The organism is Pelagibius sp., assembly GCF_965249265.1.
Lineage (GTDB): Bacteria > Pseudomonadota > Alphaproteobacteria > Kiloniellales > Kiloniellaceae > Pelagibius.
On sequence record NZ_OZ252224.1, the window covers coordinates 2,546,990 to 2,571,705 of the forward strand.

The 24,716-nt window shown below is 62.2% G+C and carries 23 protein-coding genes and 2 tRNA genes; 4 read left to right on the top strand and 21 right to left on the bottom strand.

The features are described 5' to 3' along the window. From ilvD to ACP146_RS12230, 7 genes are all read right to left on the bottom strand, one after another. A complete protein-coding gene (gene ilvD, locus ACP146_RS12200) occupies positions 1 to 1,740 on the bottom strand; it encodes a dihydroxy-acid dehydratase (RefSeq protein ID WP_422367030.1) in 1,740 nt (579 codons plus the stop codon). A gap of 159 nt (positions 1,741 to 1,899) precedes the next feature. Next, positions 1,900 to 2,511 carry a biotin transporter BioY gene (locus ACP146_RS12205; RefSeq protein ID WP_422367031.1) on the bottom strand — a complete coding sequence of 204 codons (612 nt, stop codon included), beginning with the start codon at positions 2,509 to 2,511 and terminating at the stop codon, positions 1,900 to 1,902. A gap of 94 nt (positions 2,512 to 2,605) precedes the next feature. Continuing rightward, positions 2,606 to 3,076, bottom strand: coding sequence for a DUF6314 family protein (locus tag ACP146_RS12210; RefSeq protein WP_422367032.1), 471 nt, complete (start codon positions 3,074 to 3,076; stop codon positions 2,606 to 2,608). Continuing rightward, positions 3,069 to 5,753 (bottom strand): valine--tRNA ligase, encoded by a 2,685-nt coding sequence (locus ACP146_RS12215; protein ID WP_422367033.1) that lies wholly within the window; start codon positions 5,751 to 5,753, stop codon positions 3,069 to 3,071. The genes ACP146_RS12210 and ACP146_RS12215 overlap by 8 nt, the downstream gene beginning before the upstream one ends. Before the next feature lie 139 nt (positions 5,754 to 5,892). Next, positions 5,893 to 6,879, bottom strand: coding sequence for a DUF2497 domain-containing protein (locus tag ACP146_RS12220; protein ID WP_422367034.1), 987 nt, complete (start codon positions 6,877 to 6,879; stop codon positions 5,893 to 5,895). Positions 6,880 to 6,985: 106 nt separating this feature from the next. Further along, positions 6,986 to 8,449: a TolC family outer membrane protein gene (locus ACP146_RS12225; RefSeq protein WP_422367035.1), complete on the bottom strand. Its 1,464-nt coding sequence runs from the start codon at positions 8,447 to 8,449 to the stop codon at positions 6,986 to 6,988. 165 nt (positions 8,450 to 8,614) lie between these two features. After that, the gene (locus tag ACP146_RS12230; RefSeq protein WP_422367036.1) at positions 8,615 to 9,271 is read right to left on the bottom strand and encodes a protein-L-isoaspartate O-methyltransferase family protein; all 657 of its coding nucleotides are present in this window, start codon (positions 9,269 to 9,271) and stop codon (positions 8,615 to 8,617) included. A gap of 261 nt (positions 9,272 to 9,532) precedes the next feature. Here ACP146_RS12230 and ACP146_RS12235 point away from each other — a divergent pair. Continuing rightward, a tRNA-Cys gene (locus ACP146_RS12235) sits at positions 9,533 to 9,606 on the top strand. Positions 9,607 to 9,673: 67 nt separating this feature from the next. Here the strand turns inward: ACP146_RS12235 and ACP146_RS12240 are convergent. Continuing rightward, complete coding sequence (locus tag ACP146_RS12240; protein ID WP_422367037.1) at positions 9,674 to 9,817, bottom strand: hypothetical protein; 144 nt, start codon at positions 9,815 to 9,817, stop codon at positions 9,674 to 9,676. Positions 9,818 to 10,016: 199 nt separating this feature from the next. Here ACP146_RS12240 and ACP146_RS12245 point away from each other — a divergent pair, with 199 nt between their 5' ends. The 3 genes from ACP146_RS12245 to ACP146_RS12255 all read left to right on the top strand — a co-directional run bounded on the left by ACP146_RS12245 (position 10,017) and on the right by ACP146_RS12255 (position 11,242). Then, complete coding sequence (locus ACP146_RS12245; protein WP_425032643.1) at positions 10,017 to 10,250, top strand: hypothetical protein; 234 nt, start codon at positions 10,017 to 10,019, stop codon at positions 10,248 to 10,250. 104 nt (positions 10,251 to 10,354) lie between these two features. After that, positions 10,355 to 10,430: transfer RNA gene (locus ACP146_RS12250), tRNA-Asn, on the top strand. A gap of 320 nt (positions 10,431 to 10,750) precedes the next feature. Then, positions 10,751 to 11,242 (top strand): PAS domain-containing protein, encoded by a 492-nt coding sequence (locus ACP146_RS12255; RefSeq protein WP_422367039.1) that lies wholly within the window; start codon positions 10,751 to 10,753, stop codon positions 11,240 to 11,242. A gap of 16 nt (positions 11,243 to 11,258) precedes the next feature. Here ACP146_RS12255 and ACP146_RS12260 read toward each other — a convergent pair whose 3' ends face one another. The 13 genes from ACP146_RS12260 to ACP146_RS12320 all read right to left on the bottom strand — a co-directional run bounded on the left by ACP146_RS12260 (position 11,259) and on the right by ACP146_RS12320 (position 24,547). Then, complete coding sequence (locus ACP146_RS12260) at positions 11,259 to 12,443, bottom strand: aminotransferase class V-fold PLP-dependent enzyme (RefSeq protein ID WP_422367040.1); 1,185 nt, start codon at positions 12,441 to 12,443, stop codon at positions 11,259 to 11,261. Between the two features lie 6 nt (positions 12,444 to 12,449). Further along, positions 12,450 to 13,550 carry a tryptophan 2,3-dioxygenase family protein gene (locus ACP146_RS12265; protein ID WP_422367041.1) on the bottom strand — a complete coding sequence of 367 codons (1,101 nt, stop codon included), beginning with the start codon at positions 13,548 to 13,550 and terminating at the stop codon, positions 12,450 to 12,452. A gap of 87 nt (positions 13,551 to 13,637) precedes the next feature. Next, positions 13,638 to 14,714, bottom strand: a complete 1,077-nt coding sequence (locus ACP146_RS12270; protein WP_422367042.1) for a WD40/YVTN/BNR-like repeat-containing protein — start codon at positions 14,712 to 14,714, stop codon at positions 13,638 to 13,640. 5 nt (positions 14,715 to 14,719) lie between these two features. Further along, positions 14,720 to 14,989 carry a hypothetical protein gene (locus ACP146_RS12275; protein ID WP_422367043.1) on the bottom strand — a complete coding sequence of 90 codons (270 nt, stop codon included), beginning with the start codon at positions 14,987 to 14,989 and terminating at the stop codon, positions 14,720 to 14,722. A 74-nt stretch (positions 14,990 to 15,063) separates the two neighbouring features. Then, positions 15,064 to 15,936 (bottom strand): glucose-1-phosphate thymidylyltransferase RfbA, encoded by an 873-nt coding sequence (gene rfbA / locus ACP146_RS12280; protein ID WP_422367044.1) that lies wholly within the window; start codon positions 15,934 to 15,936, stop codon positions 15,064 to 15,066. Positions 15,937 to 15,948: 12 nt separating this feature from the next. Beyond that, the gene (gene rfbD, locus ACP146_RS12285) at positions 15,949 to 16,863 is read right to left on the bottom strand and encodes a dTDP-4-dehydrorhamnose reductase (protein WP_422367045.1); all 915 of its coding nucleotides are present in this window, start codon (positions 16,861 to 16,863) and stop codon (positions 15,949 to 15,951) included. 2 nt (positions 16,864 to 16,865) lie between these two features. Beyond that, a complete protein-coding gene (gene rfbB / locus ACP146_RS12290) occupies positions 16,866 to 17,936 on the bottom strand; it encodes a dTDP-glucose 4,6-dehydratase (protein ID WP_422367046.1) in 1,071 nt (356 codons plus the stop codon). Positions 17,937 to 18,013: 77 nt separating this feature from the next. Then, positions 18,014 to 18,583: a dTDP-4-dehydrorhamnose 3,5-epimerase gene (gene rfbC / locus ACP146_RS12295; RefSeq protein ID WP_422367047.1), complete on the bottom strand. Its 570-nt coding sequence runs from the start codon at positions 18,581 to 18,583 to the stop codon at positions 18,014 to 18,016. Between the two features lie 128 nt (positions 18,584 to 18,711). After that, positions 18,712 to 20,085, bottom strand: coding sequence for a TRAP transporter large permease (locus ACP146_RS12300; RefSeq protein WP_422367048.1), 1,374 nt, complete (start codon positions 20,083 to 20,085; stop codon positions 18,712 to 18,714). 58 nt (positions 20,086 to 20,143) lie between these two features. Further along, complete coding sequence (locus ACP146_RS12305; RefSeq protein ID WP_422367049.1) at positions 20,144 to 20,683, bottom strand: TRAP transporter small permease subunit; 540 nt, start codon at positions 20,681 to 20,683, stop codon at positions 20,144 to 20,146. Between the two features lie 142 nt (positions 20,684 to 20,825). Further along, a complete protein-coding gene (locus ACP146_RS12310) occupies positions 20,826 to 21,842 on the bottom strand; it encodes a TRAP transporter substrate-binding protein (RefSeq protein ID WP_422367050.1) in 1,017 nt (338 codons plus the stop codon). A 160-nt stretch (positions 21,843 to 22,002) separates the two neighbouring features. Then, a complete protein-coding gene (locus tag ACP146_RS12315) occupies positions 22,003 to 22,248 on the bottom strand; it encodes a hypothetical protein (protein WP_422367051.1) in 246 nt (81 codons plus the stop codon). Between the two features lie 112 nt (positions 22,249 to 22,360). Beyond that, positions 22,361 to 24,547 (bottom strand): copper-transporting P-type ATPase, encoded by a 2,187-nt coding sequence (locus tag ACP146_RS12320; protein ID WP_422367052.1) that lies wholly within the window; start codon positions 24,545 to 24,547, stop codon positions 22,361 to 22,363. Positions 24,548 to 24,716 lie beyond the last annotated feature (169 nt).

The following is a 24,716-nucleotide window of genomic DNA, read 5'->3' on the forward strand; positions in this document are numbered from 1 at the left end:
CTAGATATCCGCGAAGACGTGCTTCTCGGCCTTGGCGCCGGGGTGGGTGACGGCGCCACGATAGGCCGGGCCGACGGTGGCCGCATAGCGCCAGATCGCACCAGACTGGTAGTCGTGTTCGCGGGGCTGCCACTTGGTTTTGCGCGCCGCAAGCTCATCCTCGGAAAGATCGACGTCCAGCGTTCCGGCTTCGGCATCGATGGTGATGACATCGCCGTTCTGAAGCAGACCGATGGGTCCGCCGACAGCCGCTTCCGGCCCGACATGCCCGATACAGAAGCCGCGCGTCGCGCCGGAGAACCGCCCGTCGGTGATGAGCGCCACCTTGTCGCCCATGCCCTGACCATAGAGCGCGGCGGTGGTGGAGAGCATTTCCCGCATGCCGGGGCCGCCCTTGGGGCCTTCGTAGCGGATCACCAGCACCTCGCCTTCTTCGTACTCGCGGTTCTCGACCGCCTTGAAGCAATCCTCCTCGCAGTCGAAGACCCGGGCCGGGCCGGTGAATTTCTGATTGGTCATGCCGGCGACCTTCACGATGGCCCCTTCCGGCGCCAGATTGCCGCGCAGGCCGACCACGCCGCCGGTCGGCGTGATGGGGTCGCTGCAGGACCGCACGATATCCTGATCGGCAGGCACGGTTATATGCTCAAGCTGTTCGGCGATGGTCTTGCCGGTCACCGTGATGCAGTCGCCATGCAGGAAGCCGCCGTCCAGCAGCGCCCGCATGATCACTTCCACGCCGCCGATCTCGTAGAGGTCCTTGGCGACATAACGGCCGCCGGGCTTCAGGTCGGCGATATAGGGGGTCGAGCGGAAGATCTCCGCCACCTCGTGGAGGTCGAAATCGATACCGGCCTCATGGGCGATGGCCGGCAGGTGCAGGCCGGCGTTGGTCGAACCGCCGGAGCAGGCCACCACCCGTGCCGCATTCTCCAGCGACTTGCGGGTGACGAGGTCGCGCGGGCGGATACCCTGGGCCAGGGCATGCATTACCGCCCGGCCGGAGGCTTCCGCATAGGCATCACGGGATTCGTAAGGCGCCGGCGCCCCGGCGGAGCCAGGTACCGCAAGGCCGAGTGCCTCGGAAACGCAGGCCATGGTGTTGGCCGTGAACTGGCCGCCGCAGGACCCGGCCGATGGGCAGGCCACGCATTCGATCTGATGCAGTTCCTCATCAGACATATTGCCGCTCGAATGAGCGCCCACCGCTTCGAAGACATCCTGAACCGTTATGTCCTTGCCCTTGTGGCGGCCCGGCAGAATCGAACCGCCGTACATGAAGACCGAGGGCACGTTCAGGCGCACCATGGCCATCATCATGCCGGGCAGCGACTTGTCGCAACCGGCGAGACCGACCAAGGCATCGTAGCAGTGGCCGCGCATGGTCAATTCGACGGAATCGGCAATCAGATCGCGGCTGACCAGAGAGGACTTCATGCCCTGGTGGCCCATGGCGATGCCGTCGGTGACGGTGATCGTGCAGAATTCGCGCGGCGTGCCGGCAGCGGCCTTGACGCCGAGCTTCACCGCCTGGGCCTGACGCGACAGAGAAATGTTGCAAGGCGCGGCCTCGTTCCAGCAGGTCGCGACGCCGATGAAGGGCTGGGCGATTTCCTCTTCGGTCATGCCCATGGCGTAATAGTAAGAGCGGTGGGGGGCACTCTCCGGCCCGACGGAAACATAGCGGCTGGGCAGCTTTGCCTTGTCGAAGGTCGGATTGGCTTTGGAATCGAGCGGCATGGCCTTGGGCTCCCTCACTGATCGTGTTCTGTAATTGTCTGTTTCGGCGGAGAATAACGGCAGGCGCGCATCGCCACCATCGCGAATTGCGCATATCCCCATGCGTGAAGGGGCCGGCGAATGCCGACCCCTTCAGCAGCAGGTAATCCGAAGCTTCCGTTAGCGGAATTTGGCCAGCAGCTTCCAGGCCAGCGGCAGGCTGAGCGCGACCAACGCGATCTTCAGCAGATCGCCGGGGACAAACGGAATAAGGCCCCACTCCAGGATCGGCTTATCCCAGCCGAACAGGACACCCAGCCAGAACAGCCCCGGCAGATACATGAGGACGCTGCCGATCAGCATGGCAAGGCCGGCCGTGAAAACGTGGCGGTCCCAGCCGCGTTGGGCAAGGCCGCCGCAAGCCGCTGCCATCAGAACGTAGCCCAGCAGATAACCGCCGGTCGGGCCGGCCATGTAAAGCAGACCGATACCCTTTTCCGGCGTTCCGGCGAAGACGGGCAGACCTGCGGCCCCCTGGGCCAGGTAGAGCAGAACGGTCACCGCACCAAGGCGCCAGCCATAAGCCAAGCCGATGGCCATCACAGCAAAGGTCGTCATGGTGACGGGCACGGGGTAGAACGGCACCTGGATCTTGGCGCAAGCCCAAAGCAGCAAAGAGCCGACGACGGCCAGCAACGTAGACCGCAGAAGGCCGTTCATCTCGCCCAGCTTTCCGTGACGCGGCCAAAGCGTCGTTGCCAGGGTTCCCTGTTCCAATTGCAAAGCCGTCATCTTTACCTTTCCCCTTTCCTATCCTCATCATCCGGCCCGAAGGCCTTGTCACCCAGAGCTATACGCCTTCCACCCACTGCGCGCCAAGCTTCTCTTACCCCACCCGGCGATAGAGACCGTCGAGCAGCGTGTCCTTTCGCGGGCCTTTGACACGCCAAAGGACACGCAAAAGGTCGGCATTCAGAGCGCGAAACTCTCCCGCATAATCATCATCACCACAACGATGCCGACAGGTCCATATTCCCGCGGTCAGGTCCAGATCGTGGAAAAAGCGTCCGTCGGTGAAGGACACCGCCGCGCGGCCAGGTGTCGGAAAATCGTAGCGATAGGCTTGGTGCGCCGCGCCGCGATGATCGCCGAGCGAAAGCATGCCTTCTTCACGGTAGTCGAGGCCGCCATCCGCAGTCACGAAGCGGGCTTCGCCGATCAGCGCACCGGTCTCGTCGCGAATGCCGTCTTCCAGGCTTCGTTCAAGCTTCCACATTCCTTCAAGAAATGCCTTTAGATCACTGACCAAAAACAATTCTTCTGGACGATTCGCCTGACTTCGGGCCGCCTTAGGCACCGCCGAGGCGCTCCAGCGCCGACTGCAGCTTGTCCATGGCCTGCTGACCGTCCGCCAGCCGCGCACGTTGCTCCTCGACCACCTCCGCAGGGGCCTTGGCGAGGAACTGCTCGTTGGAGAGCTTTTTGTCGAGCTTGCCGATCTCGCCTTTCAGCTTGTCCATCTCCTTCTTCAGACGGGCCTGTTCCTGGGCCAGATCGATGACGTCAGCCAGGGGCAGAACCAGGGTCGATTCCTCCAGCACGTCCTGCACCGAGCCTTCGGGCACCGGTTGGTCGTAAGCGATGGTCTCCACCCGTGCCAGGGTCTTGATCAGGGTCTCGTGATCGCCGACCCGGGCCTTCGAGATCTCAGAAGCCTCGTTCACGATCAAGGCGATGCGCGCGCCCGGCGGCACGTTCATCTCCGAGCGCACGGCACGTATCTGGCCGATCATACGGACCACCCAGTTGAGAGCCGCATCGGCCTCTGCGTCGATCAGTCCTTGGTCGAAGTCAGGCCAGGATGCGGTGGTCATCAGATCCGCCCCGCCCTCCCCGGTCTGCTGCCAGAGTTCCTCGGTCAGGAAGGGCATGATCGGATGCAGCAGGAACAATGCCTTGTGCAGCACCCAGAGCGCCGTCGCCCGGGTTTCCGCCTTGGCCGCCTCGTCATCGCCCTGGAACAGCGGCTTGGCGAACTCCAGATACCAGTCGCAGTAGGTATGCCAGATGAATTGGTAGAGCGCCTGGGCCGCCTCGTTGAAACGATAGGCCTCGATTGCCCCGCTCACCTTGGGTTCGACCTGCGCAAGCTGACTGACGATCCAGCGGTTCACGCGCTGGCCGTTGGCGGCGGGATCGAAGTCCGGCCCATAGGCACAGTCGTTAATCTCGCAGAAGCGGGCCGCGTTCCAGATCTTGGTGCAGAAGTTGCGATAGCCCTCGATCCGGCTCTCGGCCAGCTTGATGTCCCGGCCCTGCGCCGCGAGCGCGGTCAGGGTGAAGCGCACGGCATCGGCGCCGAACTTTTCGATGAGGTCCAGGGGGTCCATGACATTGCCCTTGGACTTCGACATCTTCTGGCCCTTTTCATCCCGCACCAGGGCGTGGATGTAGACCGTATGAAAGGGCACCTCACCGTCCATGAATTCAAGGCCGCTCATCATCATCCGAGCCACCCAGAAGAAGATGATGTCGAAGCCGGTCACGAGCACATCGCCGGGGTAATAGCGCTTCAATGCCGCCGTTTCCTCGGGCCAGCCGAGCGTGGAAAACGGCCAGAGCGCCGAGGAGAACCAGGTGTCCAGAACATCCGTGTCCCGGGTCAGTTCCACCGACTTTCCGTAGTGCGCCGCAGCGGCCTCGGCGGCTTCGCCCTCGTCATGGGCAACGAAGACTTCGCCGTCGGGCCCGTACCAGGCAGGCACCTGGTGCCCCCACCAGAGCTGGCGGGAGATGCACCAGGGCTGAATGTTGCGCATCCATTCGTAGTAGGTCTTCTCCCACTGCTTGGGCACGAAGACCGTCCGCCCGGATTCCACAGCGGCGATCGCCGGCTTGGCGAGCGTCTCCGCATCGACGTACCACTGGTCGGTCAGGTAGGGCTCGATCGGCACGCCGGAGCGGTCGCCGTGCGGGACCATGTGCCGGTGATCGTCGATCTTCTCCAACAGACCGGCGGCTTCGATATCGGCAACGATCCGCTTGCGCGCCTCGAAACGGTCCAGGCCGCGGTAAGCCTCCGGCACAGAGTCGTTCATCCTGGCGTCGCGGTCGAAGACGTTGATCATCTCCAGGTCGTGGCGCTTGCCCACCTCGAAGTCGTTGAAGTCGTGCGCCGGGGTGATCTTCACCGCGCCCGAGCCCTGTTCCGGATCGGCATAGTCATCGGCCACGATGACGATCCGGCGGCCCACCAGCGGCAGGATCGCATGCTTGCCAACCAGATCCTGGTAGCGCTCGTCGTCCGGGTGCACAGCCACTGCTGTATCACCCAGCATGGTCTCCGGCCGGGTGGTCGCTACGGTGATGAAGCGGCCTTCCTCACCCTCGATCGGGTATTTGAAGTGCCAGAGGTGGCCGTTGATTTCCCGCTGCTCCACCTCGAGGTCGGAAATCGCCGTGTGAAAGCGCGGGTCCCAGTTCACCAGGCGCTTGTCGCGATAGATCAAACCCTTTTTGTGGAGGGTCACGAAGACCTTCAGCACCGCTTCGGACAGGCCTTCGTCCATGGTGAAGCGCTCGCGCGACCAGTCGCAGGAGGCACCCAGGCGGCGCAGTTGTTTCAGGATGGTGCCACCGGACTCCTCGCGCCAGGCCCAGACCCGCTCGATAAAGTCGTCACGGCCGATCTTGCTGGTATTGCCCGGGGCCAGGGGCATGCCGCGGTCAAGCTCGATCCCCTGTTCACCCAATTGGCGTTCGACCACCATCTGGGTGGCAATGCCGGCATGGTCGGTGCCCGGCTGCCAAAGGACGTCGCGCCCGCGCATCCGCTGAAAACGGACCAGGATGTCCTGCAGCGTGTTGTTCAGCGCATGTCCCATGTGAAGGCTGCCCGTCACGTTGGGCGGCGGAATCATGATGGTGAAAGGCTTTTTGCTCTCGTCGAACTGCGCGGCGAAGGCATCGGCCTCCTCCCAGCGCGCATATTGACGATCCTCGACCTCCTGCGGCCGATATGTCTTTTCCAGCATAGCTGGCGATCCTCTTGAAGTGTCGCCGGGCGCGCGCAATTCAGCGCCCGGGATGAATTTTCGGAATGTGGATATCAGATGGTAGGGGATTGCGCCATACGGCAGGCCCCATCAAAAACCGCCTGTTAGGCGGCCCGGCCTACTGATCCTCGGCGCGTCGTACCATCTTCTTGATCTCCTCACGGACGATCCGTTCTACCAGATCGGGGAGATTTTCGTCCAGCCAGCCTTTGAGTTCGGGCACCAGGGAGGCCCGCACAAGCTCCTCCAAGGTCCGGCCGCCGCCGATGGCGATACCGTCCGGCTGCTGGTTGGCCATGGCCGCCTTGGTGACAGCCGTCAATGAGGCGGTGGCGGCCGCGGCTGTGGCGGCGGAGACAACCTCGCTCTCGATACCGGGCGCCGCCAAGTCGGTTCCCGCTTCGCTGGGCTCGGCGGCTTCGGCCACAAGCTCCGCCTCTGGCTCTGCTTCAGCGGCGGGTTCGGGCTCCGGTTCCGGCTCGGCCGCGGCTGCCGCTTCTTCTTCGGCTTCAGGCGCGGGCTCGGCTTCCGCCTCCGGCTCTTGTTCCGGTTCGGCTTCGGGCTCAGGAACCGGTTCGGCCTCGGCTGCCGGCTCTTCTTCCGGTTCAGGCTGTGCTTCGGCTTCGGGTTCGGCATCCGCTTCCGGGGCCGCCTCTTCGGCAGCCGGCTCCGGCGCTTCGTCCTGCTCGGGCGCAGGCTCCGGATCGGGCTCCGCCTCGGCTTCCGGAGGCGTCTCCGCCCCCGATTCCGCGGCTTCTTTCTCTAGATCGACGATGCTGCCGTCCTCCGAAACCATCTTGGTCAGGTCAAGGATGTTGTCAGCACCCGACGGCGGTGGCCCCGACGGTGCAGCGGGTTCTACCGGCGGTTCGGGTTCAGCCGGCGCGGGTGCGGGCTCCGCCTCGGGCGCCGGATCGGGTTCCGATCCGGATTCGCTCTGCTGATCGGGGGTATCAGCCTCCGGCTTTTCCTCGGCAACGGCTTCCGCTTCGCCCTCGGCCTTCTTCTTCGCCGCGGCCTCTTCGTCCGGCTCGTCCTCAGAGATAATCCGCCGAATGGAGGCAAGAATTTCCTCCATTGTCGGTTCGTTTTGGTCTTCCGACATTCCTAAACCACTAAGTCCCCTGAGGCCCGGAAAGCCACGTTAACAGAACGGTCTTGTAACACTGCTTAAGGGGAAAGCGGAAATTTTCTGTTAACCATAAGACGGATTATTCGGGAGCGCCCGGCGCCGACAAGCCGAACCAGGAGTCCCGGACTTCACGATAATCGGTCTCCGGGTCGTAGATTTCAGCCGGAAGGCCCAAATCCCCGGCGGTCATACGGCCGACGGCCGTCAAAACCTCATAGCTTGCAACAACTTCGTCACGCTGAGCGCCGACCAGGTTTACCTGGGCATCGAGCAATTCCTGCTCCGCGTCCAGGACATCCAGGACCGTACGCGCCCCGACCGCATTTTCCTGGCGTACGCCCTCCAAGGCGATCTCGTTGGCCCGCACGGCCTCCTGGAAAGCCTGGATCTGCGCCTGCGCCGTCTGCAGGTTCTCCCAAGCAGAAATCGCATCCTCACGGGCCTGCCGCAGCGCCTCGCGGACCTGCAAGCGGCGCTGGCTGGCGATCTGCTTGGCCTCACGGACCCGACTCGATACCGAGCCCTGCTGGTAAAGCGGTATCCGTACCTGGGCAAGTACTTCGGCGCCACGGCTTTCGCTGTTGCGGGACGCGCTCTCGTGCTGATAGCTCAATTGCCCCTGCAAGTTCACCTCGGGCAGCAATTCGCCCTCGACCTCACGCACGTTTCGCAAGGCCGCCAGCTCGGTGAACTCAGACGCCAGAACCAGAGGATTCGCCTCCTCTGCCGCAGAAACGACCGAGGCCTGGTCCGGCGGCAGCGCGCCGGGTCCCGGTGGTTGTTCAAGGAGTTGCGGGAAAACGCCGATCACGTTCTCGAAGGCCGCCCGGCTGGTGGAAAGACTGCCTTGGGCCTGGATCCGGTCAGCGGTGGCGGAAGACAGGCGGCTTTCCGACTGCGCCACGTCGGTCCGGGTCACCTCGCCGACCTCGAAGCGGTCCTGGGTGGCCTCCAACTGACGGGCCAGGACCTGTTCGTTGTTCAGGTTTAATTCCAGAACCGACTGATCGCGCCAGACATCGGCGTAGACCGTGACGCCGTCAAGCAACACTGTCTGCTCGCTGTCGGCCAGAAACGCGCGCTGGGCCAGAACCTCGTTTTCCGCTCGCTCGGTGCCGGCGACGGTACGCCCGCCCCGATACAACGGCTGCGTAAGGGTCAGGTCGCCGGTCACCGGGCTGCGCCCGACGTTATCGCGCTCGGTCGGCTGCTCAAAACTGTCGGTACCTTGGCCGGCCGATCCCGTAGCCTCCACCAGCGGACGCCAGTTGGCCAAGGCCTGGGGCACCGCCTCGTTGATCGACCGCAACTCGGCACGGGCGGCCGCCAAGGTCGGATTTGACTGATAAGCCTGGATGAGCGCTTCTTCCAGGGTCTGCGCCTGCAGCCCGACGGGTGCCCAAATCAGCCCGGCCATCATGACCGCCGCAGCGGAGAACTCGGTCCTGCAGTTACGCTGCTGGGTGCGCTCAATGGTTTGCTTTCCAAGGATAAGCTTTCCTAGCGACAAACCATGCCGCCGGCCAACAGTCGGTGACCTCATGCGAGATTCTCTCCCTGCCTTGTTGCCGGGTGCCGGATCTGGCCGCCCGGTAGGATTGCATCGAAGGTGAGTCGTTTTGGGAATCGCAAAGCGTCCCAACCCACTAAGCCCACAAACATCAAGAACACTGTGCCGCAGCCCCCAGCAGGCAACAGGCTCCAGATGTCAGAATACGAAACCGACTTCTCTTTCAAAGCCCGGCAAAAGAGGTGTCGCGGCATCGAAGAGAATCCGTGCCGCGAAGATGTTACCGGAACGCTGGATCAGCGTCGCCCGCCCGATCCCCGCCTCGTCGATAACAACCGCTGCCAGGCGTCCGCCCTCGGCCAACTGCTCTTTGATGGCCGCCGGCACCTCGCTCACGGCGCCTTGCAGCAGAATGACGTTGTAAGGCGCCTGCTTGGCATAGCCGCCTTCCAAAGGGGCCTCGACAACAACGGCATTATCGAGATCCAGTGCGTTGAGCGTGCGGTTCGCTTGCTCCACCATGCCGCGGTCTTTGTCCAGCCCGACCACCGTCTCGGCCAATCCAGCCAGCACCGCTGTCGAATAACCTGTCGCACAACCGATATCCAGAACCATGTCGGACGGGCCCGGCGCAACGGCCTGAAGCAGCCGCGCCAACACCATCGGTTCCATGAGATAACGGCCCGGCGAGACTTCCAGGTCCTCGTCGACGTAGGCAATCCCCTGCAAGGCGTCTTCGACAAACTGTTCGCGCGGCATCGCTTCAAATGCCTCGATCACCCGCAAATCCGTAACCTTGTTGGTGCGGATCTGGCTCTCGACCATGTTCAGGCGTGCTGCTGCAAAATCAACCATGTCACCTTCCGCGCCCTGGCTGGGGCCGGCACCCGCGCAATCAGCATTCCTAAGCCCGAACGCTCTGCGAGAAGTGCAAACCCTCTGTGCTTCCTATCAGATGGACTTATAGGCGCGAAGGTCAAAGAAAACAACGAAACTGAACGCCAAAACGCTCCCCAGCAGCCGGACAAAAACCCTGGCCGAAACACCGGTCAAGACCGCCAGTTGCCAGCTTGACCCAGCCAGGGCCGGGCAGTATAGCTTCTGCCCGCCTGCCGCGGCCCGGTGGGAGAGTGGTTATCCAGAGGATTGCAAATCCTTGCACGCCGGTTCGATTCCGGCCCGGGCCTCCAGGCTGCGGCCAGCGCCGAAGCCCTCCGCAACCAGCTCTCCAATCTTCCGATACATCTGCCCTGGGGCTTACTGCGCCATAGCCAGAAGCAGGCTGTACCAGCCATAGCCGACAGCGCTGAAGAAGAAAGCGAAGGTTCCGAAAGCTGCCAGGCCGCTCGCCAGACGCTCCCAAAGCGGCGGCTCGATCTCGTTCATCCCGAAGTTGCTCATGCGCGGCTTCTCCCTGTCGCTTGATTGATTTCGGCGGCTGTCGCGGGTTTCCGCACCGGCCGCTCGCCAGACAGGGAATTTACTCAAGCGGCTGCAATCAATCAAGAACAAAACATGAACTTTTGCAGTTCTTTACCAAAAAGACAGGGATCGCCCTACACTCTTGGGACAGCGTTTGGGGGCAACAGCCGAAGATCATTTGCTTCTCGTCCGATGTCACAGCCATGTGGCGGAACCAAGGGGAGACTGGAAAATCAGGGAAGACATCCTCATCTGCCTGCCCGACAGGCTGCATCCGGTGAGTAAGATGTTTCTGGAGCGCTGGCTTTCGGGCGAGATGACGACAGCGGAATTCCTGCGCTGGTTCCATATGCCGAACTCTTCCTACCTGTCCGTCGCCGAATGCCTTCTTGCGGTGGTCGCCGGGGCGTGACAAAGCCCTGGAAATTGTGCTGTAAATTCTTTGCAGCCCAGACAGGGGTTTGATATAACCGCGCTTCGCTGATTCGGGGTGACTTGGTCAGCGGCCATTCCTGATCCGCGGTAGCTCAGTTGGTAGAGCAGGTGGCTGTTAACCACCTTGTCGCAGGTTCGAGTCCTGCCCGCGGAGCCAACATGACAGAGAGGGGCGCAGTGGCGACACTGCGCCCCTCTTTTCTGTCCTAGTTTCCGGAATTACCGGTCCCCGGAAACCCCACGACGGCGCTCCGGAAGAAATTCTTTGTGCAAAAACAATTCGCTCGCTGCGCCGAGAATTCCAGGCGCAAGGCATCGGCCCAAATACGATCCGTGCTATAGAAGCGGCTTGGGACGATTCTCTCTGACATGCCGTTTCACCAAGGAAGAGTGCCTTTACCGATGCTGTCTTTCCCGCGGTGGCAGGAAGCCGCTGTCAGAGCCAAAAACTATCTGGCCTCGGCTGAAGCCGCTCAGATGGCGGACACCTGGATCGCCGCCGGCAGCGGCAGCCGGCCCCCGCGACGCGAGAGCCTGAAGCCGGAAAACTTTCCCGCCCTGCTGCCCGACATCTGGTTGATGGATTACGAGAGGGAAAGCCGGCAACTCCGTTATCGGCTGGAGGGCGAGAACATCCGCGCCCGCTACGACGCCTCGCTGGTCGGCAGAACACTCGAGGAAACCGTGGCACCGGACGCCCTGGAGCGGGTTCGGCGCTACTTTCTGGCCTGTGTGGAAAGGCCCGCTATCTGCCTGGTGATCGGCAGGCTCTATCATGAATGGCGTCAGCCGGGTTATGGGGAGCGCATGCTGTTGCCCCTGATGGGGACAGACGGCACCCCTGACGGACTGATCGGTATCACGATCTGCAAGGAGACTTTCTCCGATCAGGCTCTCGCCGAAGAGCGCGCCAAGCGCCTCACCTGCATCCTGCCTTTGGACGGCGAAGAACCCTACGAGCAGAAGTGACGGTCGTCTCGGGCCGCTAGAGCCGGGTCAACCGATCAAGCAGCTTCTCAACATCATCGGCGTCCTGATAGATGCCAAAACCGAAGCGCAGCCGTCCGCCGCGCTGGTCGGTTATGACCTCTTCGGCCAATAGCCGGCTTTGCAAGGATGCCGCAACCGCCTCTCCAAGATCAAAGGTCAGAAACTGTCCGCAGGGCATAGCCCGCGGGTCGAGCAACAGCGTCTCCGCCGGCAGATGCGTCAGGCCGGCCCGCGTCACGCCCTCGATGAAGAGATGTTGGAGGGCGACTGAATGATCGCGGATCTCGGACGCCCCGAGATCCAGATCGTCCAGCATCGTCAGGACGGCCCGCAGGCGATAGATGCCCACCGGATCGAAGGTTGCACCCAGAAAGCGCCCGGCATCCCCGGCATAAGCCACGCCCGACCCTGCCGTCTGCTCCAGGGCGCCAAAAGCCGCATACCATCCGGTGTCGCGCGGCCGCGGCCCGTAGCCCTCGGGCGCATGGAGAAAACAGACCCCCTCGCCCGCCATGGCGTATTTGTAACCGCCGGAGAGATAGAACACGCGCGCCTCGACAGCCGAGAGATCGGTGGGCCGTGCCAGGAAACCGTGATAGCCGTCGATGACCACAAAGGAACCGCCCACCGGCAACCCGTGCACCAAGTCGTCGAGGGTTTCGATCGCAAAGCCGGAGTTGAAGAAGACCTGGCTGACGTAGATCAGATCGAAGTCCGTCACCCCCTGCGCCGCCTCTGCGGCTGCAAGGAAGCGCTCGGCGAAACTGCCGAAGGGTTCTACCGGCACCCGTGTCACGGCAACCAGCCCCTCCTCTTCCAGGCGGGCAATCTGGCGTGTGAAGCTGTGAAACTCGCCGTCGCTGGTGAGAATCCTCGGCGCGCGATCCGCCGGCAGGCAGGACAGAAGACGGCGCAGGAATTCGTGGGTGTTCGGCGCAAAAGCGATCGCCGCCGGCTGTGACAGGTTCAGCACCTTGGCGATCCGACGCTGAGCATCCGGCACCACCTCGCCGAAAACGTGATCCCATTTGCGGTCAGCCAGCCGTGCTGCATCCTCCCAGCAGGCGACCTGGGCATCAAAACTGACATCCGGCCAGAGGTGATGACTGTGGGCCGCGAAATGCAGACGGCCCGGCGCAGCCTGCAGCGCGCGGCTGAAGTATTCTTTGTAGCTCTTCATTCTCGGTCAGTCTTGCGATGTGGCATAGCCGTATCCCATGGCGCGACGCAGTTCATCCGGCAGGGGCGGAAGTTCCGAGCGTGGGATGAGAAAAGTCGAGAGCGCGAAGAGATCGCCGAAGACCCGATAACGACGCGCCGCCTCGCTCAGGTAGTCGTGGCCGGAGGAACCGCCGGTTCCCAGCTTCATGCCGATCATGCGCTGGGCCATCAGCGCATGGCGGTAACGCCAGGCCGTCATGGTTTCATCGATATCCATAAGCAGGCTCAAAAGGCGGAAGGGAAGCTGCAGCACCGGTTCATCGCGATAGAGGGTGACGAAAAGTGCCGCCTGCAGGGCGCCCAATGAAAAGCGCCAGGCCCCCTGCTCGACCAGCGCGGCGTGGCGCTGCTGGTCATAGATCGCCTCGAAACGGTCCTGTGCCGCCTCAAGACCGGCGAGGCCGGCCTCGCGCTCCTTCACACCGATGGCCGGGTTATCGCGCAGGATCGCCGCATCCCGCGCCAGCATCTGGCTGACCGCGCTGCGGTAGCTCTCCTGAAAACGATAACCGCCGATCTCGACAAAGGGGGTGCGCTCCAGCCAGGCCTCTATCCTGTCGCTCAGACTGGGCACCGCTTCCGCAGCCTGGACCTTCGCCCTGTCAGCTTCATTCAACCGGCTGTCATAGGGTTTTTCATCCGGTGTCACCCGATCGTCGCGCCGCAGGCCAAGACCAATCTCGATCAGGCGGAACTGCAAAGACTGGAACCCCGAAGACGGAAACAACAGGTCCCGGAACTCCAGGAAGTCCTGTGGCGTCATGGTCTCCAGCACGTCAAGCTGGCCAATGACCAGTTTCAGAATGCGCTCGATCCGCTGCAGGGCGGAGACCGCCTTGCCGATGTCCCGGTCGTCGACCGCGGCGCTGGCGAAAATGCGGTCGAGCAAAGCCATTTCGTGCAGGATCTGCTTGAACCAGAGCTCGTAGGCCTGGTGGACGATGATGAACAGCAACTCGTCATGGGCCGGACGGCCCTGCCGCTCGCTTTCCGGCATCTGGGCCGACAGCAGCCGGTCAAGCTGAAGATAGTCGGCGTAGTAGATCGGCTTCTTCTCTTCGCTCACGGCCCGCTCCCTGGGTAGTGCTGCGGCCCGGCCAGCGAAGCGCGATTCGCCGCCTTGATCAAGAGGGCTGCGATCAAGGGAGCTGCATCAGGGGCTGTCGGCAAAACAGACCTGAGCCACCGGCGGCAAGTGCGCCGACAACAGCGACCAGCTTTCCCCGGCGTCCTCACTGAGCCAGAGAGCGCCTGTGGTCGAGCCCATGACAAGTGACCTTCCGTGCGCGCCGACAGCCAGGGCGTGCCGATAGACCAGGTCATAGGCCTCTGCCTGCGGCAGGCCCCGCGACAGGGTCTCAAAGCTGGCCCCGCCGTCGCGGGTGCGGGTCACGACAAAGCGGCCGTCCACCGGCACCCGGCATTCGTCCTTCACCGCGGGTACGAACCAGGCGGTCTTGGGATCACTGGGATGAGCGGCGACCGCGAAGCCGAATCCTGAAGGCTTAACGTCATTGATTTGCACGAAGGAATGGCCGCCGTCCTCCGAGCGGAAGATGCCGCAGTGATGCTGGCACCAGACGGTGTCGGGTGCGTCCCGGCAGATCTCAAGGCGGTGCGGGTCCTGGATGCTGGGGTCGTCCTGGCGGTCCGGCGGCATGTAGTCCGCGGCCAGGCCCCTGCCACCCAAAGCCCAGGTGGCGCCGTCGTCTTCGCTGATCCAGACGCCGCCGCAAGAAATCCCGACGAGGACTCTGCCCCGATCGTCGACGATGACCGTGTGAATGCCCGGCTGATCGTAGCCGCCACCGAACCATTCGCTGCGCGAGGGCTGGTTCCAAAGAGATTCAACCAGCTCCCAGCTTTCCCCGCGATCATCGGAACGAAAGAGACCGCCGGGCAGCGTACCGGCCCAGAGGCGCTTCGGCTGATCCAGGCCACCGCGCGCCAAGGTCCAGATAAAGTTGAGGCTCGGCGCATCCTCCCCTTCCCCGGGCGGATAGGCCGGAACCGGCAGTTCCTGCCAGGTCTGGCCGAAGTCGTCGGAGCGGTGAAGCTTCGCGCCGAAGTGACCGAGATTCAGCGCTGCATAGATCGCACCGTCATGTTCGTCCTGCAGGATCGCAGACACCGGATCGCCAAGGAAGCCGATACAACGCGGCTGTGGATCACCGTCCATCCCAAGACGAAAAAGACCCTTGCGGGTTGCCGCCAGAATGAAATCGGCCATTGGCTCTACCCTCCCGAAAGTGCCTGAAACACAAAAACTTCCTCATCAGCGCCGACAGGATCGGTCAACCCTTTGCGGTCCTTGATCATGGCGTTGTCGACAAAGATGTTCACATGGCGGCGCAGCTGGCCCTGGTCGTCGACGATGTAGGAGCGCATCTGTGGACGCTGTTCAAAAACATCCGCCATAACCGCGGCAATACTGTCGCCCACCGCGTCCAAAGAAGAACAGTCGAGATGGCGCTGCAAGTTGGCGGTGAAAGTCACGCGCGGCATTGTTGGGCTCCCAGCAGCATAGCCTGCCCCGCCTGTTGGCGAATTTCAATCCTGACGCAAGATCAGCCCAAAGGTCAGCCCCTGCCCTCGGCGATGCGCAGCAGGTACTCACCGTAGTCGTTCTTGCGCAGCGGTTGGGCCAGATCCGCCAGGGCCTGGGCGGAGATGAAGCCCTTGCGGAAGGCGATTTCCTCGATACAGGCGATCTTCAGGCCTTGGCGATGCTCAATGGTCTGTACGAACTGCGCGGCGTCGATCAGGCTGTCGTGAGTGCCGGTGTCGAGCCAGGCGTAGCCACGCCCGAAAAGCTCGACCTGCAGCTCACCCGCTTCCAGATAGCGGCGGTTGAGGTCGGTGATCTCGAGTTCCCCACGCGCGGAAGGCTTCAAATCCGCGGCGATATCCACGACCTTCTGGTCATAAAAATAAAGGCCCGTCACCGCGAAGCGCGACTTCGGTTCCGCGGGTTTTTCCTCCAGGCTGACGGCCCGGCCGGTATCATCGAATTCGACCACGCCATAGCGTTCCGGGTCGGATACCTGATAGCCGAAGACGGTGGCGCCGCTGCGCTGCGCCGCGGCCCGCATCAGAATTTCCTGCAGGCCCTGACCATAGAAGATGTTGTCCCCCAGAATCAGGCAGCAGTTGTCGCCGCCGATGAAGTCCTTGCCGATCAGAAAGGCCTGCGCCAGCCCTTCCGGCTTCGGCTGCACGGCATAACCGATAGAAAGGCCCCACTGGCTGCCGTCGCCCAGAAGGCTCCGGAATAAGGTTTCGTCGTGGGGTGTCGTGATAATCAGAATCTCGGTGATGCCGGCCATCATCAGTACCGAAAGCGGATAGTAGATCATCGGCTTGTCATAGACCGGAAGAAGCTGCTTGCTGACCGCCAAAGTGACCGGATGCAGACGCGTCCCCGCACCGCCTGCCAGAATGAGTCCCTTCATCGTATCTTCCCCCTATGCCCGTCCGGCTGAAGCGACCTGTCTGCCGCCCTGCAGCTCCCGCAACACGTCCCTCAGCCCCTGGCGCCAATCGATGGGCTGTTGGCGGAAGCGGGCCTGAAAAGCCAGGCAATCGAGCGTCGAATCAGGCGGCCGCTTGGCGGCGGTCGGATAGTCCTCCGTCGCAATGGGATGGACTTTCGGCGCCGTCTCGCCGGTAAGTGCAGACTGCTCCGCAAAGATTGCCTGGGCAAAGTCGAACCATGTGGTTCTTTCGTTGCCGCAGCAGTGATAGGTGCCCCAGTCGTCATCAGATGAAGAGACCGCCACCGCCAAGACGGCCGTAGCCAGACCGAGAGCCGGTGTCGGACAGCCGAGTTGATCGGCGACGACCGAGACTTCACCGCGCTCGCGCCCCAGCCGCAGCATCGTCTTCACGAAGTTGGAGCCCTGGGCGCCGAACACCCAGGAAGTTCGTAAGATAACGTGGCGAGGACAGGCCTGTCGCACCGAGTCCTCGCCTGCAGCCTTGCTGCGCCCGTAGACCCCCAAAGGCGAAACCGGGTCTGTTTCCACGTAGGCCGACCCCTTGGTGCCGTCAAAAACATAGTCGGTCGACAGGTGCACCAGTGCGGCGCCGGTATCGCGGCAGGCCTCCGCGACGAAACCGGCACCGTCGCGGTTGACGGCAAGCGCCCGGCCCTCCTCCATCTCTGCACGGTCGACCGCCGTGAAGGCGGCCGTGTTAATCACCAGGGAATACCCTTGGTCGATGACGCTGCGCACCGCAAGGCGATGGGTGATGTCCACGGTCTCGCGGGTTGCCACGGTCATCGACAATCCCCGTGCCCGCGCCAGTTGCTCGACCTCGCGGCCCAACTGGCCGCCGCCGCCCAGCAGAAGAATCTTATCCTGCCTGCCCGCCGACACCCTCAGCCCGCCTTCTTGGGTGTGGCCAGGCCCAGGCGCTCACCCTGATAGCGGCGCTCCAGAATTCCCTGCCACCAGGCTTCGTGTTCGAGGTACCAGTCGACGGTCTTCGCGAGCCCGATCTCGAAGCTCTCCATTGGACGCCAGGCGAGCTCCGAGCGGATCTTGGAGGAGTCCACGGCATAGCGCAGGTCGTGCCCCGGCCGGTCGGTCACAAAGGTGATCAGATCGCGCCGTGAAGAGCCGTCGCCGCGGGGTTGGCGCGCATCGACCATATCGCAGATCCGCCCGACGACATCGATGTTGCGCTCCTCGCTGTCGCCGCCGACGTTGTAGGTCTCCCCCACCCGGCCCTGGGTCAACACGGCGATCAGAGCCCGCGCGTGATCTTCGACGTGCAGCCAGTCGCGCACGTTCTCTCCCTTGCCGTAGACCGGCAAGGCCTTGCCTTTCAAGGCGTTGATGATCATCAAAGGAATCAGCTTCTCGGGAAACTGATAGAGCCCGTAATTGTTGGAGCAGTTGCTGGTGACCGTCGGCAGGCCATAGGTTTTGTTCCAGGCGCGCACCAGATGATCGGATGACGCCTTGCTCGCCGAATAGGGCGAGTTGGGCTGATAAGGCGTTTCCTCGGTGAAATGGCCTTCTGCGCCCAGTGCTCCGAAGACTTCATCGGTGGAGATGTGGTGAAAGCGAAAGGCTGCCTTTTCCGCGCTTTCCAGTTCGCGCCAGTAGGCTGTCGCCGTCTCCAGCAGCCGGTAGCTGCCGACGACGTTGGTCTGGATAAAATCCCCGGCATTATCGATGGAACGGTCGACGTGGGATTCGGCCGCCAGATGCATAACAGCCGTCGGGCGGTGCCGCGCAAAAACGGCGTGCAGCGCCGCTGCATCGCAGATATCGACCTGCTCGAAAGCGTAATCCTCGGCTTCCGCCCAGTGCTCCAGCGCTTCGGGGGTCGCGGCATAGGTGAGCTTGTCGACGTTCACCACCTGAGCGGTTTTGGACGACAGAAGCTGGCGGATGACTGCAGAACCGATAAAACCGGCACCGCCGGTGACCAGGATTTTCATTTTACGCTCCCCAAGCCGAGACCGGAAGCCGGCACGGCTGGCTCAAAACACTTCGAACGACCTCTTAGAAAGGCCACCTAAGCCTTTCCTCCATAAACAAAATTCTTTGACAAATCACTTAGAGGCGGAAAGCGGCGGTCGCGGTCGGAAAGAACCGCCTTGGCAGGGTCCAGCGGCCAGTCGATGCCCAGGTCCGGATCATTCCAAAGCACCCCCTGCTCCGCCGCCGGCGCATAGTAGTCGGTCACCTTGTAAATCACCTCTGTATCCGGCTCCAAGGTGCAGAACCCGTGGGCAAAACCAATCGGAACGTAAATCTGATTCCAGTCGGCGGCGGAGATGACGGCGCTGACATGCTTGCCGTAATCGGGCGAGCCCGAACGCAGATCGACAGCCACGTCGAAAACCGCACCGCGGACGACCCGTAACAGCTTTGCCTGGGCATGGGGCGGCACCTGGAAATGAAGACCCCGCACCGTACCGGCCTCGGCCGAAAACGACTGATTGTCCTGGACAAAGTCGCCCTCGATACCAGCCTCGGCAAGCGCCTGCTTGTTGTAAGTCTCCGAGAAGAACCCCCGGTGATCGCCATGCTTGGCAGGCTTCAAAAGGCGTACCCCGGCAATGGCCAGGCTCGTTACATCCATGCGGTCGGGTTCCCTGGGCAGACACGCGGGCTAGGCCTCAGCCGAGGCGCCGCCCGATTCTTGCCGGGATGATAGCGCAATTGGCAAGCCCCTGCCTTATCGAGGCTAATCCGGCTCCGAAGGCCTCTTTAGCTGCGGAAAATCATGGTGATTTCCGGGAACAGCAAGACCAGGGCCAGCACAAAGAGCTGCAGGACGATAAAGGGCAGGAAACCGCGGAAAATCTCCGGCAGGGTGATGTGCGGCGGGGCCACGGATTTCAAGTAAAAGGCCGCCGGCCCGAAGGGCGGGCTGAGGAAACTGACCTGCATGTTCACGCAGAACAGGATGCCGAACCAGACCGCGACGAAGCTGGGCGCCGCAACCAGAGCGCCGGTGAGCCCCAGTTCATCGATCGGCAGCTTCAAGACGATGGGCAGGAAGACCGGCATGACCAAGAGCACAATGCCGACCCAATCCATCACCGCCCCCAACAGCAGGAAGATCAGCATCATCAGCAGCAGGATACCAAAAGTCGGGAACTCGGTCCCGATGATCAGGTTGGCGACATAGGTTGGCCCGCCGGCGATGGTGTAAGCACCCGCCAGGGCCGTTGCCCCGAAGGTGATCCAGAGAATGGTCCCGGTCGACTTCCAGGTCCGCATCAACGCTTCCTTGACCAGCGACCAGGAAAGCTCGCCGCGCAGCGTGATCAGAATCAGCACTGCAACCACCCCCATTCCGGCCGCCTCGGTAATGGCCGTAATCCCGCCATAGATCGAACCAAGAACCACAAAGACGATCAGCAAGGGCGCAATGAGGCCAGGCAAAGCGCGCAGCTTGTCGGCCATGGTGACATCGTCGCCGCCTTCCGGCAGGGGCGCCTGATCCGGGTATCTGCGGGTCCGGTAGATGATGTAGAGGATGTAACAGCCGCCGAGGATGAAGCCCGGCACAAAAGCCGCCTTGAAAAGGGCGTGAATTGAGGTTTCCGTCACCAGACCATAGATGATCAACACAATGGACGGCGGGATCATGGTCCCAAGACTGCCCGACGCACAGATGGTGCCGATGGCAAGATCCTGGTTATAGCCAAGCCGGAGCATATTCGGCAGCGCAATAAGACCCAGCAGCACGACTTCACCGCCGATGATGCCCGACATGGCGGCCATGATAATGGCCATAATCGCGGTGACGATGGCGATACCGCCGCGGGTTCGGCTCAGCCATATGTTAAGACTGTCGAACATCGCTTTGGCGATGCCCGATCTTTCCATCAGACAGGCCATAAAGATAAACAGAGGCACCGATATCAGCACATAGTCCGTCATCAGACCGTACATGCGCTGGGCCAGGATATTCAGCGGGCCCGTGCCGAAGGAGCGGAATAGAAGGTCCGGCCCGAATTTCATCAACAAGACGGCAACGGCCAGAAAACCCGACGCAAAGCCGAGCGGCATGCCAATCGCCAGCAGAACGAACAGTCCTATAAGCAGGATCAGTGAAATCGTTCCGATATCCATAAGACCTAGCCCCCTGCCGGCGCGCCCCGGCGCCGCACCCCACGATTGTTCTGCGTGTTCAATCTATGTGTTCTTCTTTCACTTCCTCTGCGAGGTCGTGAGCTTCTTTCTTCTTGTTCCAGTCGGCGATCAGGTTGGTCACCGACTGCATCGCGATTAACACCACTGCGATCAGGATCAGAGGTTTCATCGTCGCCGGAATGGGCGGATCCCAGGCGGTGCCGAAAGTTTCCCAGCGCAGCATCTTGACCCAAGCTTCGTTGAAACCGCCCCAAACGACCGCTCCGGCAAAGACGCAGATCAGCAGCACGGAGGTCACGTCAAAGACGCGCTGCCATCCGCGTGGGACCATGTCGTAGATGATGAAGATACGGATGTGGCCGCGCTGCTGCATAACATAGAGGCCGGCCAGCAGATAGACGCAACCAGCCAGCCACATCGACATCTCGTTGACCCAGAGGGTCGGCGCTTCGAAGACGTAGCGCATCACCACTTCGAAGAGCATGATGGCGACGATAATCGCGACGAGAAACATTGAAACCCGGCTGATCGCAATACTGATGCGATCCATCCAGTTTTCAACCTCATGCTCGACCATCACCCTGCTCCCCTTTTCCGCCTCGTACGTCCTGCCAGGCACCAACTACGTACGGAAAAATAACGACAAGCCCCTAAGAAAAGCCGGGCCCCCGACCGCTGGCTGCAGTCAGGGGCCCGATATCGAACGAGAACGCAGGCGGTTACTGCACCAAGCCCAGCGTCTTCAGGAAAGCAGTATGGCTGTCGACCAAAGCCCGCGCTTCGGGGGTTTTTTCAGCCCAACCCTGCCAGGCGTCCTGCGCTGCCTGGCGGAATGTGGCGCGATCCTCCGCCGACCAGTCGTGTAAAGTCACGCCCTTCTCGCGCAGCATTGCCGCGGCCTCGTTGTTTTTCACCTCGAAGGTCAGGGCCGTCTGGAAGGCTAGCTTCTGCATGGCAACATCAATAATGCGCTTGAGATCTTCGGGCAGAGCATCCCAGGCATCCTTGCGAATCGCCAGATGGTCCGAAGGCATGGAGTGGAAACCGGGATAGGTCGCGTGGCTCACGAGATCATAAAGGCCGAGGCCGACATTGTTGGCGAGGCCCGAAGCGTCCGCGCCATCAATGATTTTGGTCTCCAACGCGGTAAAGATCTCGGTGAAATCCATCACCACCGGCTTGGCGCCCAAGTTGGCGAAGATCTCGGTTTCCAGACCCGGCGGCGAGCGGAACTTCCAATCCTTCAAGTCTTCCGGCCCGGCGATCGGGCGGGATGAGGACATGGACTCCTGACCGTATACCCACCAGCCGATGAGCTGCATGTTGTATTCGTTGTAGAGTTCGTTGGCCGCATCTTCGCCACCACCGTGATAGAACCACGCGTACTGCTGCCAGGGCGTATCGTAGCCGCCCATGATGTCTCCAACGAACTGAAAGGCAGGATTCTTACCGGTCTGGTAGGCTCCACCCGTCATATCGCCATCAAGGATGCCACTCGCCGCCGCATCGAAGGTCTCTGTCGGCTTCACAACAGAAGCGGAAAAGAACATCTCGATATCCAGGCGACCGCCGGACATGGTTTCCACGTCATCGACGAACTCTTGGGCCAGCTTGCCCGAGACTGTCTCCGGCGCGTAGTGGGTTTGAATGCGCAGGGTGTAATCGGCGGCCATAGCCGTCGAAAGACCAAGCACGGAAGTGGCCGCCGTCACGGCGGCGAATTTCAGGAACTTCATTGAGTCCTCCCTTGTATTTATGGGCCTCGTTTTTGCTGCGCGTTTCGTCGCCGCGCCGTTTCCGGCACAAGTCTCCGCGCCTTCGCGAAGCAGCCTAAGCTATTCACAAGAGGGCGACAACGGTTCTGTTATCGATATCAGGATACGCGGACCGCGGCGGCTAGTCGGCAGAAAGCGGAAGGCGTGGCCGGTTGAGGGACATGATCTCTATGCCCTGCCCGACCAGATAGGCCTCCGCCGCCGCGCGAGCCGCGGCATGGGTGTCTTCGAAACCCTCGGCATAGAACTCGCCCTTGAGCGTCCAGGTGACGCGCCAGCGATACCCGCGCCTGCCGCGCGGCCCCTGAGGCCCCGGGTTTCCGAGCCAGGGTTCGACAACGAGGTTGTAGTTTTTGAGACCTTGCATCTCGACCACCCCGCCTTGAAACAACGCGGACAGCCACAATCAGGCGCTCCGTTCCGGCAGTATAGGCGATCCGCTTCGATCCGCTGAACGAAATCTGCGGATCATGGCCAACTCAGAGATGTTGGCGATACAATCTTAGCGCGTTGCCAATGACCGAGACCGACGAAAGGCTCATGGCCGCGGCGGCAACCATCGGGCTCAGCAACCAACCGGTAAGCGGATAAAAAAGGCCCGCAGCCAGGGGGACGCCAAGCCCATTGTAGAGAAAGGCGAAAACCAGGTTCTGGCGAATGTTGCCCAGGGTCGCCCGGCTCAGCCCGCGCGCCAGCAACAAGCGTTTCAAGTCACCCTTCAACAGGGTGATGCCGGCTGCCTCCATAGCGACGTCGGTGCCGCTGCCCATGGCGATGCCGATGTCCGCCTGGGCCAGCGCCGGGCCGTCGTTCACGCCGTCGCCAGCCATGGCGACCACCCGGCCCTGCCCCTGCAGTGACTTTACGATGTCCGCTTTGCCGGCCGGCAAAACGCCGGCAAAGACCTTTTCGATGTCCAGTGCGCCGGCCACAGCCTCTGCAACAGGCGCGGTATCTCCCGTCACCAGCACGATCTCCAGGCCGTCTTTGCGCAATCCCGCCACGGCTTCCGCCGTCGTCTGCTTCAAGGCATCGGCAACGACGATGAAGCCCGCAAGATGCCTGTCCTGAGCCACCCAAATTACAGTCTGTCCCTTGGCCTCAAAGGCGTCCGCTTCCTTCTTCAGGGCCGTCGCCTCGCAGCCCAGCTCGGCGAGCCAGGCGGCGGACCCGACATGCAGATCCAGCGCACCGAAGGTACCCTCTATGCCTTTGCCAGGCACCGCCTTGAAGTCGGTCACCGGCAGCAGGGACAGACCGTGCTCTTCCGCCGCCTCGACCACGGCAATCCCCAAAGGATGCTCGCTGTGATGCTCCAGGCTGGCGGCCAACTGAAGCAGATGGTTCTCGTTGCCGGACTGCAGCGGCTCTACCGCCACCACCGAGGGACGTCCTTGGGTCAGGGTCCCGGTCTTGTCGAGCAGCAGCGTATCGGCCTGGGCCAGACGTTCCAACGCCTCCGCCTCCTTCACCAGGACACCCAGCCCGGCCCCGCGCCCCACCGCCACCATGATCGACATCGGCGTAGCAAGCCCCAGGGCGCAGGGACAGGCGATGATCAGCACAGAGACGGCAGCCGCGACGGCGTAGCCGAAAGCCGGGGACGGCCCGAGAAGCATCCAGAGTGCAAAGCTCACCACGGCGGTGAAGACCACCAGAGGCACCAGGACGGCCGCCACCCGGTCGGCCTGGCGCTGAGCCGGCGCACGGCTGCGCTGCGCCTCGCCGACCAGATTGACGATCTGCGCCAACAGCGTATCCCGGCCGACCTTCTCGGTGCGGAAAACGAGACTGCCGCTGATGTTAACGGTGCCGCCGGTCACGCGGTCGCCGAAAGTCTTGTGCTGAGGCTGGGATTCGCCGGTCAGCATCGATTCATCGACGGCGCTTTCACCTTTCACGACGATGCCGTCGCTGGCGAGCTTCTCGCCCGGCCTTACTCTTACCAAATCTCCGGGCTGCAGATCCTCGACGGGAAGGTCCCGCTCCTTACCGGCCTCATCGAGAACCTTGGCGGTTTTCGGCGCAAGGTTCAGCAGAGCGCGCAAGGCGCTGCCGGTACGCTCCCGCGCCCGCAATTCCAGCACCTGCCCAAGCAGCACCAAGGTAATGATGACAGCGGCCGCTTCGTAGTAGACGGGCAGGCTGCCATCAGCACTCTTGAAAGCCGGTGGGAAAATGCCCGGCAGTACCGTCGCCGCAAGACTGAACAGGAAGGCCGCGCCGGTACCCAGCGCAATCAGGGTGAACATGTTCAGGTTACGCGTTCTCACCGACGACCAGCCGCGCGCAAAAAACGGCGCCCCCGCCCAAAGCACCACCGGTGCAGAGAGGGCGAGCTGAACCCAGCTCGACCAGAATGCCGGCAAAACAGTCCAGCCAAAGAGATGTTCGCCCATCACCAAAACAACGAGCGGCAGGCTGAAGACGGCGCCGACCCAGAACCGCCGGGTCATATCGATCAGCTCCACATTGGGGCCGTCGTCGAGACTGATTTCCTTGGGCTCCAGTGCCATGCCGCAGAGAGGGCAAGTTCCCGGGCCCCGCTGCTCCACTTCCAGATGCATCGGGCAGGTATGGATGGCGTCAGGTTGCGCCGCGCCGGATCTCTTCGACACCGCGGCGGCGGCATGACCGCAACAACCCGATTTGGTTTCCGCATTCATTCCAAGGCATCTTCCTGATGATTCGCTGCGGGCAGAGATGGGGCTTCCAGTCGCTGGAAGGTCAAGGATTCTGTTGGCTGCCCGCGGCATGCCCGTGCGAATTCCCCAGACAAGGCTTCCCAAGGGGCCCCCTGTCGGGCTAAATCAAAGCAATCGTCCCTTTATTGGT

Coding starts and splice junctions, on each gene's coding strand:
- ilvD (WP_422367030.1), bottom strand. CDS start 1,740: ATGCCGCTCGATTCCAAAGCCAATCCGACCTTCGACAAGGCAAAGCTG.
- ACP146_RS12205 (WP_422367031.1), bottom strand. CDS start 2,511: ATGACGGCTTTGCAATTGGAACAGGGAACCCTGGCAACGACGCTTTGG.
- ACP146_RS12215 (WP_422367033.1), bottom strand. CDS start 5,753: ATGCTGGAAAAGACATATCGGCCGCAGGAGGTCGAGGATCGTCAATAT.
- ACP146_RS12220 (WP_422367034.1), bottom strand. CDS start 6,879: ATGTCGGAAGACCAAAACGAACCGACAATGGAGGAAATTCTTGCCTCC.
- ACP146_RS12225 (WP_422367035.1), bottom strand. CDS start 8,449: ATGAGGTCACCGACTGTTGGCCGGCGGCATGGTTTGTCGCTAGGAAAG.
- ACP146_RS12230 (WP_422367036.1), bottom strand. CDS start 9,271: ATGGTTGATTTTGCAGCAGCACGCCTGAACATGGTCGAGAGCCAGATC.
- ACP146_RS12240 (WP_422367037.1), bottom strand. CDS start 9,817: ATGAGCAACTTCGGGATGAACGAGATCGAGCCGCCGCTTTGGGAGCGT.
- ACP146_RS12255 (WP_422367039.1), top strand. CDS start 10,751: ATGGCGGACACCTGGATCGCCGCCGGCAGCGGCAGCCGGCCCCCGCGA.
- ACP146_RS12260 (WP_422367040.1), bottom strand. CDS start 12,443: ATGAAGAGCTACAAAGAATACTTCAGCCGCGCGCTGCAGGCTGCGCCG.
- ACP146_RS12270 (WP_422367042.1), bottom strand. CDS start 14,714: ATGGCCGATTTCATTCTGGCGGCAACCCGCAAGGGTCTTTTTCGTCTT.
- ACP146_RS12275 (WP_422367043.1), bottom strand. CDS start 14,989: ATGCCGCGCGTGACTTTCACCGCCAACTTGCAGCGCCATCTCGACTGT.
- rfbA (WP_422367044.1), bottom strand. CDS start 15,936: ATGAAGGGACTCATTCTGGCAGGCGGTGCGGGGACGCGTCTGCATCCG.
- rfbB (WP_422367046.1), bottom strand. CDS start 17,936: ATGAAAATCCTGGTCACCGGCGGTGCCGGTTTTATCGGTTCTGCAGTC.
- rfbC (WP_422367047.1), bottom strand. CDS start 18,583: ATGGATGTAACGAGCCTGGCCATTGCCGGGGTACGCCTTTTGAAGCCT.
- ACP146_RS12300 (WP_422367048.1), bottom strand. CDS start 20,085: ATGGATATCGGAACGATTTCACTGATCCTGCTTATAGGACTGTTCGTT.
- ACP146_RS12305 (WP_422367049.1), bottom strand. CDS start 20,683: ATGGTCGAGCATGAGGTTGAAAACTGGATGGATCGCATCAGTATTGCG.
- ACP146_RS12310 (WP_422367050.1), bottom strand. CDS start 21,842: ATGAAGTTCCTGAAATTCGCCGCCGTGACGGCGGCCACTTCCGTGCTT.
- ACP146_RS12315 (WP_422367051.1), bottom strand. CDS start 22,248: ATGCAAGGTCTCAAAAACTACAACCTCGTTGTCGAACCCTGGCTCGGA.
- ACP146_RS12320 (WP_422367052.1), bottom strand. CDS start 24,547: ATGAATGCGGAAACCAAATCGGGTTGTTGCGGTCATGCCGCCGCCGCG.